The 11,661-nt window shown below is 67.5% G+C and carries 11 protein-coding genes and 1 pseudogene; 5 read left to right on the top strand and 7 right to left on the bottom strand.

Going from position 1 to position 11,661, the window contains the following annotated elements; translation table 11 throughout:
- On the top strand, window positions 1–414 hold a 414-nt coding region (locus ABNT58_RS05870; RefSeq protein WP_348752569.1), incomplete at its 5' end, for a lipocalin family protein.
- A gap of 20 nt (window positions 415–434) precedes the next feature.
- On the opposite strand, the gene ABNT58_RS05865 is transcribed toward ABNT58_RS05870, so the two are convergent.
- Entirely contained in the window at window positions 435–1,508 is a 1,074-nt protein-coding gene (locus tag ABNT58_RS05865) for a phosphatase PAP2 family protein (RefSeq protein WP_348752568.1), read from the bottom strand.
- 260 nt (window positions 1,509–1,768) lie between these two features.
- On the opposite strand from ABNT58_RS05865, the gene ABNT58_RS05860 reads away from it, so the two are divergent.
- Together ABNT58_RS05860 and ABNT58_RS05855 are read left to right on the top strand one after the other, a co-directional pair.
- The gene (locus tag ABNT58_RS05860; RefSeq protein ID WP_348752567.1) at window positions 1,769–2,581 is read left to right on the top strand and encodes an ABC transporter substrate binding protein; all 813 of its coding nucleotides are present in this window, start codon (window positions 1,769–1,771) and stop codon (window positions 2,579–2,581) included.
- On the top strand, window positions 2,581–4,893 hold the full coding sequence (locus ABNT58_RS05855) for an ATP-binding protein (RefSeq protein WP_348752566.1): 2,313 nt from the start codon (window positions 2,581–2,583) through the stop codon (window positions 4,891–4,893). The genes ABNT58_RS05860 and ABNT58_RS05855 overlap by 1 nt, the downstream gene beginning before the upstream one ends.
- On the opposite strand, the gene ABNT58_RS05850 is transcribed toward ABNT58_RS05855, so the two are convergent.
- Window positions 4,852–5,745: a response regulator transcription factor gene (locus ABNT58_RS05850; protein ID WP_348752565.1), complete on the bottom strand. Its 894-nt coding sequence runs from the start codon at window positions 5,743–5,745 to the stop codon at window positions 4,852–4,854. The two genes, ABNT58_RS05855 and ABNT58_RS05850, sit on opposite strands and share 42 nt — an antisense overlap.
- Here ABNT58_RS05850 and ABNT58_RS05845 point away from each other — a divergent pair.
- Complete coding sequence (locus ABNT58_RS05845; protein ID WP_348752564.1) at window positions 5,738–6,367, top strand: LuxR C-terminal-related transcriptional regulator; 630 nt, start codon at window positions 5,738–5,740, stop codon at window positions 6,365–6,367. The genes ABNT58_RS05850 and ABNT58_RS05845 overlap by 8 nt on opposite strands.
- Window positions 6,368–6,380: 13 nt before the next feature.
- On the opposite strand, the gene ABNT58_RS05840 is transcribed toward ABNT58_RS05845, so the two are convergent.
- Genes ABNT58_RS05840 through ABNT58_RS05820 form a run of 5 tightly spaced genes read right to left on the bottom strand, consistent with a single transcriptional unit; the run spans window position 6,381 to window position 10,982 of the window.
- Entirely contained in the window at window positions 6,381–7,544 is a 1,164-nt protein-coding gene (locus tag ABNT58_RS05840; RefSeq protein WP_348752563.1) for an ABC transporter substrate-binding protein, read from the bottom strand.
- A 20-nt stretch (window positions 7,545–7,564) separates the two neighbouring features.
- Window positions 7,565–8,302: an ABC transporter ATP-binding protein gene (locus tag ABNT58_RS05835; RefSeq protein WP_348752562.1), complete on the bottom strand. Its 738-nt coding sequence runs from the start codon at window positions 8,300–8,302 to the stop codon at window positions 7,565–7,567.
- Window positions 8,295–9,098: an ABC transporter ATP-binding protein gene (locus ABNT58_RS05830; protein WP_348752561.1), complete on the bottom strand. Its 804-nt coding sequence runs from the start codon at window positions 9,096–9,098 to the stop codon at window positions 8,295–8,297. Before ABNT58_RS05830 ends, ABNT58_RS05835 begins: the two co-directional genes overlap by 8 nt.
- A complete protein-coding gene (locus ABNT58_RS05825) occupies window positions 9,091–10,119 on the bottom strand; it encodes a branched-chain amino acid ABC transporter permease (RefSeq protein WP_348752560.1) in 1,029 nt (342 codons plus the stop codon). Before ABNT58_RS05825 ends, ABNT58_RS05830 begins: the two co-directional genes overlap by 8 nt.
- Window positions 10,119–10,982: a branched-chain amino acid ABC transporter permease gene (locus ABNT58_RS05820; RefSeq protein ID WP_348752559.1), complete on the bottom strand. Its 864-nt coding sequence runs from the start codon at window positions 10,980–10,982 to the stop codon at window positions 10,119–10,121. The genes ABNT58_RS05825 and ABNT58_RS05820 overlap by 1 nt, the downstream gene beginning before the upstream one ends.
- A gap of 256 nt (window positions 10,983–11,238) precedes the next feature.
- Between ABNT58_RS05820 and ABNT58_RS05815 the strand changes: the two are divergent.
- Window positions 11,239–11,661, top strand: a pseudogene (locus ABNT58_RS05815) (glyoxylate/hydroxypyruvate reductase A); the annotation flags it as partial.

Genomic DNA, 11,661 nt, shown 5'->3' with positions numbered 1-11,661 from the left:
GATTGGTATGTGATCGCGGTGATCCCGACCTGGCCCGAGCGCGAGGCCTACGACGCGGTGGAACGCTACGAACGCCGGCCCGACGGCAAGATCGCCACCACCTTCACCTACCGGCATGGGGGGCACGACGAGCCGATCAAGACCATGCACCCGGTGGGCACCGTGCTGCCCAACACCGGCAACGCCATCTGGACCATGCAGTTCCTGTGGCCGTTCGAGGCCGACTACCGGATCATGCACATCGACCCGGACTACAAGGAAGTGGTGGTCGGCCGCGAGAAGCGCGACTACGTGTGGATCATGTCCCGCACGCCCACGATGCCTGCCGCCGACCTGGAGCGACTGACACGCTTCGTCGCGGCGCAGGGCTACGACGTGAGCAAGCTGCGCAAGGTGCCGCAGCGGCCGCGCTGAGCCGTAGGCGGCGGGTCTGATCAGGGCGTTGCCGGTGCCGCGGGCGCCCACTCAGACGCCGCGTTGCGCATCAGTGCCTGGAAGTCCGGGTTCTTCTTGAGCTGGGTCACCAACCAGGCCGCCAGGGAACGACCTGCCGCGCTGTCGCTGGGATAGTGCAGGCCGGCCACCTCGCGGCGACGGCCGATGCGCTCCGCCGCTGCAGCGAGAGCATCCTTGTTGGTCCCAGGTGCGATCTCGCCCAGCACCAGCGAGACAGCATGCGCCATGGTGGCGTGGCCGCTCGGATAGGATGGATGCCCAGGGTGGAATGCGTGCTTTCCGGGGAACATGGCATCAACGCAGTGTCCGGACTTGCCAGGCCGGCCGCGCATGAAGTGCTTCTTGAGCGCAAAGAGCGGCGCATCGATCGACTGATCCACCCGCCGGAGCAATTCCAGCGTTTGCACGCGCATGGGGGGCGTTTCTAGATCGCCGACCAACTCCAGCAGTTCGTTGACCGCGTGCCGCCATGACTTGGCCTCCCAGTTGATTTGCCGGGTCTTTCCAGGTCTCTCCTTGTTCTCGGCGTCCCTGAGTTGGGCACATTCATCGCCCACTGGCGACGGCAGGCTCAGCCCGCTGAACTGCGCCCAGTCCTCGGGCAGCAGCGACGCATCTGCGCGTTCGCCCTTGGTCTTGAAGTCGCCGGTCCAATCGTCCTCCGTGAATCGGTGATCGAAGCTGGGCCAGTCGGCGTGCGGACGCACCTCTGGCAGCGGCTCAGGCTTCGGTGCTGGCGCGATGTCGTCCACGAAAGCGATCAGCATGCGACTGATGAGGTGCTGCTCGGCGAACTCCGACTCATGGCGCTTCCACCAGTCGATCGCACGCTCACGCGAATCGCCCGCGGGGTAGATGTCCGTGTCCAGCCGCCCCGAACCATCGTACTGCGGGTCGAGATCCCACCGCGCCGTGTCTGAGGCCATGCGAGGCGGACGCGATGGCCTCTTCACTCCACCAGCCGCAAGCTCATACGGATCGTTCTCGGGAAAGATGGGATCGCTGTTTTCCACCTTGACCACCACCACCCACGCAAAGTAGCTCTTCGTCATTGCGCCGCTCCTAAAATGAATTGCCGACATCGGCAGGCGGAAAGTAGCCAGTTCGCACCATGAAGGGCATTACCCGTTGGTCCTATGCCATGGGCTCGATGGTCCTGCTTGCAGCGCTGGCAGGCGTGCCGCGACACACCGCGCAGGAACCCGTGCTTACCCGGGTGGCCTACATCGGGGGTTGGCCAGCGGTGCAGGATGAAGCGTTCGCGCAATTCGTGCGCGCACTTTCGCAAGTCAATCCCCAATGGCCACAGCAGATGCAGTTCCTGCACTTCAATGCCGGGATCGACGACGTGACGGCTGCGCGCCTGGCAGTGCAGCAGGCGGTGCAGGCTGGTGCGGCAGTCATGGTGCTGCCAACAGGCATCACGGCGCTGGCGGCCCGCCGCCTGGGCGTGCCGATACCCGCCGTGTTTGCCACCTACACCGATCCCATGCGCGACGGCATCGTGGACTCGATGACGTCACCCCATGGCATGACCGGCCTTTCGCTGGCCGATTGGCTGGACGAGAAGCGGCTGGACGTGCTGCGCGAAGCGTTTGACGGCTTGCACCGCATCGGCGTGCTGGCCGATCGCGAATGGGTGGCCCTTTTCGACGTCGAGCGCCGCTTGGCCGCCTATGGCCAGGAAACCGGGGTGCAGCTGACCCTGTTCCTGGCCCAGGACGAAGCCGACGTCATCACGCAACTGGGCAGCCCCACGGCCACGCGGCAGCAGGCCTGGTACATCCCACCCACCTTCGTGTCCTACGTGGCCGAAGCGACCATCCGAACGCAGCTGCAGCGGCTGCGCCGGCCCGCCATGTTCGGCACCACCGAGGAGGTGCAGGCCGGTGGACAGATGGCCTATGCCCAGGACACCAGCTTCGCGATGCCCACGCTGGCCGAGATGCTGGGCCGCGTGCTGGCCGGTGAGCTGCCGCAGCACATGCCGGTGGAACGGCCACGCCGCTTCGTGCTGGCCGTGCGGCTGGGCGACGAATTCGCGGTCGACGTCGCCCCGGCCGTCGTGCGCAAAGCCGACCTGGTCATCACCGCTCATGCGGCCTTGCCGGCGGTGCCGCGCTGATGGTGCCAAGCTCTTTGGCTGCGCGCTATGCGCTGATGGTGGGTGGGCTCAGCATCGGCCTGCTCCTGACCGCGGGCGGCCTGCACACCTGGATGGCCTACCGCCAGGCACGCACCGCGATCGCCGAGCTGCAACGCGTGCACACCGAGGCCGCGGCGCAGGAGATCGCACAGGCGCTGCGTCGCACGGAGAACACGCTGCGCGATGCGGCCAAGATGCCTTGGGAGCGGAACGGCTTCGGTGTCGACGCCTTGCGCGAGGAACTGGCGCGCCTGCTGGTGCTGGCCCCTGCAGTGCTGGACGTGCGGCACGCTTCGCTGCAGCCTGACTTCGCGGTCTTCGTCTCCCGGGCCGATCGCCAGGCACCCGGCGCTGCGCCAACCGACTGCCCGGCCGACACGCACTATGGCAATACCCGTTATGAAGCGGGCGTGCCGCTGCTGGAACTGAGCGTGCCCACCCACCGGCCGGGCAGCTGCCTGATGGCCACCCTCAACCTGCGCTTTCTTGCCGACGTGGTGTCGGGCCTGCGTATCGGGGAACACGGCCAGGTGTACGTGGTGGACGCGGCCGACCACCTGATTGCGCACCCGCGGCCCACGCATGCGCTGCGACAGCTCTCGCTGGGCAACTACGGGCCGGTGGCCGCCGCCCGGTCAGCCAGCCCCGACCAGCGCTGGCCGGTCAACGGCATGGATGCAGTGGATGTGGACGGCCTACCGGTGATCGTCACCGCTGCGCCCATCCCCGGACCGCGCTGGTTGGTGTTGGCGCAGCAACCCCGGTCGGAAGCGCTTAGGCCCGTGGTGACCAGCGTGGCACAAACGCTGGCACTGGTGCTGCTCGCAGGCCTGATGGCGGCCATGGCCAGCCTGTGGTTCTCTCGGCGCATGGCGGCCCCCATCGTCGCGCTGCGCCGGGCCACGGCTCGCATCGCCGGTGGCAACCTAGCTTCCGGCGTGGATGCTGCCATCGACGCCCGCGGCGGTGCGGAGCTGACGGCGCTGGCGCAAGACTTCAACGAGATGGCGCACCAGCTGCAGGCCTCGTACCGAGGGCTGGAAGCCAAGGTGGCCGAACGCACCGCGGAACTGTCTGCCGCGCGCGACCTGCTGCTGCAGCAATCGCAGGATCTGGCGCGCCTGAACGAACAGCTGCGGGCGCAGCTGCAAGCTTTGGCGGTCAGCCAGGAGCAGGCGGTACGGGCCAGCGCGGCCAAAACCCGGTTCCTGGCCGCCGCCAGCCACGACCTGCGACAGCCCATGCACTCGGTGAGCCTGCTGATGAGCGTGCTGCGCGAGCGGCTGCAGCAACCCGAGCAGGTGTCGCTCGCGGACAAAGTGAGCCGCTCCATTGGTGCGATGGAGCATCTGTTCTCCGGCCTGCTGGACATCTCGCGGCTGGACGCTGGTGACGTGCGTGCGCAGCCCGGGCCGCAGCTGCTCGACGACATGCTGGCCCGTGTGCTGTGCAGCTATGAGCCGCAGGCGGCGGCCAAGGGCCTGCGGTTGCAGCTGCGTGCCCCACGCGGAGTGCTGGTGCGCACCGATGCCGCCATGCTGGAACGCGTGCTGGGCAATCTCGTGGCCAACGCCGTTCGGTACACCGCCAGTGGCGGGGTGCTGATGGCGGCCCGACCGCGTGGCGCCGAGGTGCTGGTGCAGGTCATCGACACCGGCCCCGGTATTCCCGCGGCCCACCTGGACGACGTGTTCGAGGAGTTCTTCCGCCTCGACAGCGGCAGTGGCCACCCCGGCGGGCTCGGCTTGGGACTGTCCATCGTCAAGCGCAGTCTGGCCATGCTGGGACACCCGCTGCAGGTACGTTCGCGCGTCGGTCATGGCACCAGCTTCGGCTTACTGCTGCCACGGGTAGCCGGCTGGCCATTGTTGACCGACACGACTGGCGTGCAGCCCGTGGACGACGGTCGGCTGACAGGTTGCTTCGTGCTGCTGGTGGACGACGACGCCGACAACCGCGATGCCCTGCGGGCGCTGTGCCTGCAATGGGGTTGCCTGGTGGCCGACGCCAGCTCGGGAGAGGCCGCCCTGGCCGAGGTCGACCGCCACCTGCGCACCCCCGACCTGATCATCACCGACCAGAGCCTGGGCAACGGCTGGACAGGCACCACCCTCGTGACCGAACTGCGCCGGCGCCTGGATGACCAACTGCCCGCGGTGGTGCTGACAGCCGACCTATCACCGGAGACGGATGCGCAGATTGCGGACATCCAGGCGGTGAAGCTGTCCAAGCCGGCCAGCGCCCAGCGGCTACGCCAGGCCGCCATCGGCTCGCTCGCCCGCGTCGCCTGATGCCTGCGCCAACGCAGCGGTGAAACCGGGACCCAGGCGCCCTGCCTCGATGACCGCCTGTGTGCGGGTGGTCACGTTCAAGGCCCGAAGCACAGCCGACGTGTGTGCCTTCACGGTACCCGGCGCCAGGTTGAGCGTTCGTGCAATCAGCTTGGCCGGCATCCCCTGAAGGATGAGGGCCAGCACCGCCGACTGCCGCGGTGTGATGCCCAGGTCGGCGGGAAGGGGGCCGGCGCCGCTCACGGCGGCCACCTGCGTACCCACCGTCGGCAGCGCCGACCGTGGCGCCGGACGGGCTGCCGACACCGGCGCGGCCAGCACGCTGGTGGGCAGGTAGATGCCCTTGGCCATGATGAGCCGCAGCGCCGCAGCGAACACGGCCGAACTTGAACTCTTGGGAATGAAGCCCATCGCTCCGGCATCCAGGGCGCGCAGCACGGTCTCACGGTCGTCGTTGGAGGACAGCGCCACCACCGGGCACTGCGGCAGCCGCTCGTGGAAGCATGCAATGCCTTCAAGACCGTTCATGCCGGGCAGACCCAGGTCCATCAACACCAGGTCGGGTTGCAACGGTGCCTGCTTGTCGAGCAAGGCCAGGGCTTCTTCGCAGGAGCCCGCTTCCCACACGACCAGCGGATCGACCAATGGTCGCAGCAGCAGGGCCAGCCCCTCGCGGAACAGCGCGTGGTCGTCGACGAGCATCACGTTCATGGCCAGATGATGGTAGCGCCGGCATCGGCCTTCATCCCCCTGCCGGCCTAGCCCTTTTGGCCCGGGCCATGCGGCCGATCGCCAACGCCGCCGCAGCGCGCTGCAATGCAGGCCAGCATCAGGAGAGTCCGACATGACCATACCGCTCGTCTCCACGCACACCGATACGGCCTGTCGCTGGCCGATGCGCCAGGTGGTCGAAGACTTCGCCCCCTCACCCTGGAACCTGCTGGCCGCTGCGCTGGACCAGCTCGATTGCGGTGTTGTGGTGTTGGACGAGCGGCTGGACTTGCTGCATGCCAACCGGCACGGCCGTCAACAGATGATGATGACGGCGGGTCACCTGGCACTGCGGCTTCTGCCGGAGCTGATGCAGCGTGCCTCCCAGGCCTTGCTGCTGGGCCGCCGCAGTCTGCATGCGCTGGCCGGCAGCCCGCACGACGCGGTCGCGGTGCTGCCACTGCCGGGCCCGGAAGGAGGCAGCGCTGGGGTGCTGCTGGTGGCCAGCCGTGGCGGCGTCTGCTCGGCGGTGACCCTGGGGCTGTATGCGCAACAGCACCACCTGACCCTGGCAGAAGCGCAAGTGCTGCAGGCGCTCGCCGGCGGCGCCAGCCCCGACCAGATTGCCCACCAGCACGGCGTGGCGCCCTGCACCACCCGCACCCACATCAGCAGCATCCGGCAAAAGACCGGCTCTGCCAGCATCACCGCCCTGCTGCGCCACGTGGCGGGCTTGCCGCCCGTGGGCGCGCTGGTGGGATGAAAGCGCGCGCGGGCTACTTCGCGGCGTTGAGGGTGCTCAGCTTCACCTCGCGGATCTTGCCGTTCTCCACCACGCCCACGCGGGTGTCGTTGATGGTGCCGCCCTTGTCGTCGATGCCTTCGAGCGAGCCGGGGTTGCTGGCATTGGTCAGCGCCTTGACGGCCTTGTCCATCTGCGCGCGGATGGCCACCGCGTCGGTGGTGGTGCCGGCCAGCTTCATCGCAATGGCGGTGGCATGCACGATGGTGTAGTTGTACGAGACCTCGGAGCTGGGCGTGCGGCCCGAGTGACCCTTGCGGAAACGCTCGACGAAGTCCTTGGCCGCCGGGCTGGAATCTTCGGCCAGCGGCAGCACGCCGATGGCGCCTTCCAGCATCGCATAGCCACCGGTCACGGCCGAGATCTCGTCCATCTTGGCCTGGTCGATGATGGCAAAGCCGCCCTTGAAGCCCAGCTCACGCGCCTGCTTGACCACCAGGCCCGTGGGCTCGGAAGCGCCGCCGATGAACAGCACGTCGGGCTTGGCCGCCAGCACGCGGCTCACGCCGCTGTAGAAGTCGGCGGCGCGGTTGTAGCTCATCGGGTTCTCGGCCACGATCTTGCCGCCCGCCGCCTCCCAGGCCGGCTTGAAGGCCGCCGTCCAGGCCTTGGCGTAGTCGTGGTCGGCATTGGCGATGGCCAGGTTCTTGCCGTACTTGCCCATGGTGTGCTTGACGAAGGGCTGCACGTACGAGGTGTACTCGGGCGGAATGCGGATGGTGAGCTTGTTGCCGCGTGCGGTGATCTGCGGCACGCTGCTGTAGGCCAGCACCATGTACTTCTGGGCTTCGTTCTGCGTCTGCAGCGCGAAGATGCCGCCCGAGTGCGGCACCAGGATCGCGGGCGTCTTGCTCTCCTGCACCAGGCGCTGGGCGTTGATGGCGGTTTCGCTGGGGTTGTACTTGTCGTCCAGCGCCACGATCTCGAGCTTGACCTTCTTGCCGGCCACTTCCAGGCCCGCCGCATTCACCTCGGCCGCGGCCATCTGCATGCCGTCCAGCACGTTCTTGCCATACAGCGCCGCACCGCCGCTCAAGGGCCCGGAGTAGCCGATCTTCACCACGTCCTGGGCGAAGGCGGGCACCGCCATCACCGCTGCAGCCGCAGCCAGCGCAAGGGTACGAATCTTCAGCGTCATGTGTTGTCTCCAGTGGGGGGTCAAGCGCCGATGTAGGCGCGGCGGATTTCGTCGTTGTTTAAGAGCGTGTCCCGGTCGCCTTCCATCACGATGCGGCCGTTCTCGATCACGTAGGCGCGGTCGGCGATCTTCAGTGCCGCGTAGGCGTTCTGCTCGGCCAGGATCACGGTGGTGCCTTGGCGGTTGATGCGCTGGATCACCTCGAACACCTGCTTGACCACCAGCGGCGCCAGGCCCAGTGAAGGCTCGTCCAGCAGCAGCGCCTGCGGCCGGCCCATCATCGCGCGGCCGATGGCCACCATCTGCTGCTGCCCGCCGCTGAGCGAGCCGGCCGGCTGGTGCTGCTTCTCTTTCAGAATCGGAAACAGCGCCATCACTTCGTCCAGCATGCGCTCGTTGCCGGCCTTGTCGCCGCGGTGCACGTAGGCGCCCAGGTTCAGGTTCTGCAGCACGCTCATCTGCGGAAACAGCTTGCGGCCTTCAGGGCACAGCACCAGGCCACCCTCCACGATCTGCGAAGGCTTGCGGCCCACCAGCTCCTGGTTGCCGAAGCGGATGCTGCCGCCCCGGGCCTTGTGGATGCCGCTGGTGGTGAGAAAGATGGAGCTCTTGCCCGCGCCATTGGCGCCCAGCAGCACCACCAGCTCACCGGGCTTGGCCTGCAGGCTCACGCCATCGAGCGCGCGAAAGCTGCCGTAGTCCAGCGTCAGGTTCTCGATCACCAGGCCAGCGCCGGCCTTTGCTTGGGGTTCAGACATCGGCATGCTCCGCGCCCAGGTAGGCATCGATCACCGCGGGGTTGTTGCGGATCTCGGCCGGGGTGCCCTCGGCGATCTTCTCGCCGTAGTTCAGCACCATGATCTTGTCGGCCAGGCTCATGATCATGTTCATCTTGTGCTCGATCAGGCACACGGTGATGCCGTGCCGCACGAACTTGCGGATCAGCTCGGCCAGGCCCAGCGTCTCGTCGGGGTTCACGCCGCCGGCCGGCTCGTCCAGCAGCACCAGCTGCGGGTCGGTGGCCAGCGCCAGCGCAAAGGCCACGCGCTTGCGCTCCTCCTGCGTGATGTCGCCGGCCATGCGGTGCGCGATGTGCGACAGGCCGACGAAGTCCAGCGCCTCGCGCGCCTTCTCGCGGCACAGCCGTTCTTCGGCCTTCAGCCGCGCGCTGTTGACGATCACGTCCCACAGGTTGGCGCGGGTGCGCAGCCGGTGGCCCACGATCAGGTTGTCCAGCACCGTGGCCATGTCGAACAGCGCCGTGGTCTGGAAGGTGCGCGAGACGCCCAGCTGCGCCACCTGGTCGGTGCGCAGGCGGGTGACGTCGGTGCCGTTGAACACGATCTGCCCGCTGGTGGCCGGGTGCACGCCGCTGATCAGGTTGAAGAACGTGGTCTTGCCGGCGCCGTTGGGGCCGATGATGGCGTTGATCTTGCCGCGCTCGATGGTGGTGCTGACGTCGTTGACCGCCACCAAGCCGCCGAAGCGCTTGGTGAGCTTGCGGATTTCCAGGCAGGCGCTGCCGGCCGCGGTGCTGCGGGCTTCATCACGCATGGCGTTGGCCTCCGGTGGACACGCTGGGCACCGCCTTCAGCGGCGCCGTGGTTCGCTGCGCAGCGGCAGCAGGCTCGGCCGCCTGCGAAGCGCGGCGCGCGCGCCAGCCCAGCCAGCTGCCCACGATGCCGTGCGGCACGAAGATGACCAGCAGCACGAGGATGGGTCCGAACACCAGGAAGCGGTACTCCTGCAGGAACTGCAGGTACTGCGTGATCCACGGCACCGAGATGCTGCCCAGCAGCGGCCCCAGCAGCGTGCCCAGGCCGCCCACCAGCATGTACATGGTCATGTCGAAGGTGTGTTCCACCGCCGCCACGCCCGGGCCCAGAAAGCGCACGAAGCCCGCATACAGCCCGCCCGCCAGACCGGCATAGAACACCGACAGCACGAAGGCCAGCAGCTTGGTGCGCATCAGGCGGATGCCCAGCGCCTCGGCCAGTGCGTCGCTGTTGCGGATGGCCATGAAGCTGCGGCCCATCAGCGAATTGACGATGCGCCGCATCACGAAGATGCCCAGCACCAGGAAGAAGAACACCAGGTAGTACAGCGCGCGCGGCGTGTCGAAGACCAGCGGCCCGATGGGCGAAGGACCGGGGATGCCGATGATGCCCACGGTGCCGTGGGTCAGGCTTTCCCACTTCTCGATCACCAGGAACATGATGTAGCCCACGCACAGCGTGAAGATCGAGAAGTAGTGGCCCTTGAGCCGCAGCGAGACCGCGCCCACCGCCGCCCCCAGCGCGGCGGTGACGAAGCCCGACAGCGCGAAGGCCAGCCAGAACGGCACCTGATGATCCACGGTGAGGATGCCCACGGTGTACGCCCCCACCGCCATGAAGCCGGCATGCGCCAGGTTGAACTGGCCGGTGTAGCCGGTGATCAGGTTCAGGCCGATGGTGGCGATGGCGTAGATGTAGGCCGTCGACATCACCGTGAGGTGGTAGTCGTTGCCCGCCATCAGCGGGAAGGCCAGGCCCGCAACGAAAAGCGCCAGCCAGCCGAGGGTTGCCCTATTCATCAGTGGGCTCCCTTCGCGAACAGGCCTTGGGGGCGGAACGACAGGATCAACACCAGCAGCGCGAAGGCGATGATGTCCTTGTAGTCGGTCGAGATGTAGAAGGCCCCGAAGCTCTCGGCAAATCCGATGATCAGGCCGCCGACGATGGCGCCCGGCACGCTGCCCATGCCGCCCAGGATGATGATCACGAAGGCCTTGGTGATCACCAGATGCCCCATCGCCGGGTACACCAGGTTGATGGGCGCATACAGCGTGGCGGCCACCGCCGCCAGCACCCCGCTGATGGCGAAGGTCATCATCGCCACCCGGTTGGCATCGATGCCCACCAGCGAAGCACCGTCGCGGTTTTGCGCCATGGCCACGATGGTGGAGCCGGTGACGGTGCGCCGCAGGAACAGGTGCAGCAGCACCATCAGCGCAAAGGCCGCGCCGATGATCAGCAGGCGCTGCACGGGGGCGGTGACGCCCGCGAAGTCGATGATGCCGGTGTACGGCGTTTGCATGCGGTGGAAGTCGGCGCCCCAGATGGCCTGCGCGCCCGCCTCCAGGAACAGCAGCATGCCGATGGCCGCGATCATCGGGTGCAGGCCCGAGGCATGGCGCAGCGGATGGAAGACCAGCCGCTCGGCCAGCGTGGCCAGCGCGGCCACCGCCACGGCCGAGCCGGCCATCGCGATCCAGTAGTTGGCGCCGTACTTCGACATCAGGTGGAAGCTGATGAAAGCCCCCGCCATGTAGAAGGCGCCATGCGCGAAGTTGGGCACGTGCAGGATGCCGTACACCAGCGTGAGGCCCAGCGCCACGAGGCTGTAGATGCCTCCGAGCGTGAGACCGTTGAGCACTTGCTGAAGGAAGAGATCCACGTGAACTGCCTGTGGCGGTGGAAGCTGGGCCACGATGGTTGCAAGCCGCCTTCGGATGCGTCAACCGAAAGCACGGTATGCATTTCGTCATGTGCAATAACCCGGGCAAACACCGACCCGTGCCGGAAGTTTCTAGGGGACAGCCCTGATAGGCTGCTGTCGCAAAGGTGGCAGGCCACACTGGGGTTCAGCCCTAGTCCGCCACAGTTTTAGAATTTTGGGGATGGGCCGTTGGCGCCCGCCCGCAAGGAGTGAAATGGGCATCCTGCTGTTGTCTTCGCCGCTGCCCGCGGCCCCGTTCGCCGATGCGCTGCGCGCCACCGCCCCCGATGTGCCGGTGTGGACGAGCGTGGAAGAAGCCCCGCCCGACGAGGTGGAGATCGTGATGGCCTGGCGGCTGCAGGCCGGCGTGCTGCCGCGCTTTCCCAAGCTGCGCGCGCTGTGCTCGCTGGCCGCGGGCGTGGACAAGCTGATCCACGTGCCCGACCTGCCGCCCGAGCTGCCCATCACCCGCGTGGTGGACCCGATGCAGGGCGTGCAGATCGCGCAGTACGTGCTGGCCGGCAGCCTCAGCTTCACGCGTGACCTGCGGCGCTACGCCGACCAGCAGGCGCGTGGCGTGTGGGACCGCCACCCGGTGCGGCCGGTATCGCAATGCCGCGTGGGCCTGCTGGGCCTG

Origin of the sequence: uncultured Aquincola sp., from assembly GCF_964001545.1 — a bacterium.
In the GTDB taxonomy this organism is placed as follows: Bacteria; Pseudomonadota; Gammaproteobacteria; order Burkholderiales; family Burkholderiaceae_C; genus Aquincola.
The sequence above is the reverse complement of the archived record's forward strand: the minus strand, read 5'-3'. Positions and strand labels throughout refer to the sequence as shown.

Coding starts and splice junctions, on each gene's coding strand:
- ABNT58_RS05850 (WP_348752565.1), bottom strand. CDS start 5,745: ATGGTCATGTCGGACTCTCCTGATGCTGGCCTGCATTGCAGCGCGCTG.
- ABNT58_RS05855 (WP_348752566.1), top strand. CDS start 2,581: ATGGTGCCAAGCTCTTTGGCTGCGCGCTATGCGCTGATGGTGGGTGGG.
- ABNT58_RS05835 (WP_348752562.1), bottom strand. CDS start 8,302: ATGTCTGAACCCCAAGCAAAGGCCGGCGCTGGCCTGGTGATCGAGAAC.
- ABNT58_RS05830 (WP_348752561.1), bottom strand. CDS start 9,098: ATGCGTGATGAAGCCCGCAGCACCGCGGCCGGCAGCGCCTGCCTGGAA.
- ABNT58_RS05845 (WP_348752564.1), top strand. CDS start 5,738: ATGACCATACCGCTCGTCTCCACGCACACCGATACGGCCTGTCGCTGG.
- ABNT58_RS05860 (WP_348752567.1), top strand. CDS start 1,769: ATGCAGTTCCTGCACTTCAATGCCGGGATCGACGACGTGACGGCTGCG.
- ABNT58_RS05840 (WP_348752563.1), bottom strand. CDS start 7,544: ATGACGCTGAAGATTCGTACCCTTGCGCTGGCTGCGGCTGCAGCGGTG.
- ABNT58_RS05865 (WP_348752568.1), bottom strand. CDS start 1,508: ATGACGAAGAGCTACTTTGCGTGGGTGGTGGTGGTCAAGGTGGAAAAC.
- ABNT58_RS05825 (WP_348752560.1), bottom strand. CDS start 10,119: ATGAATAGGGCAACCCTCGGCTGGCTGGCGCTTTTCGTTGCGGGCCTG.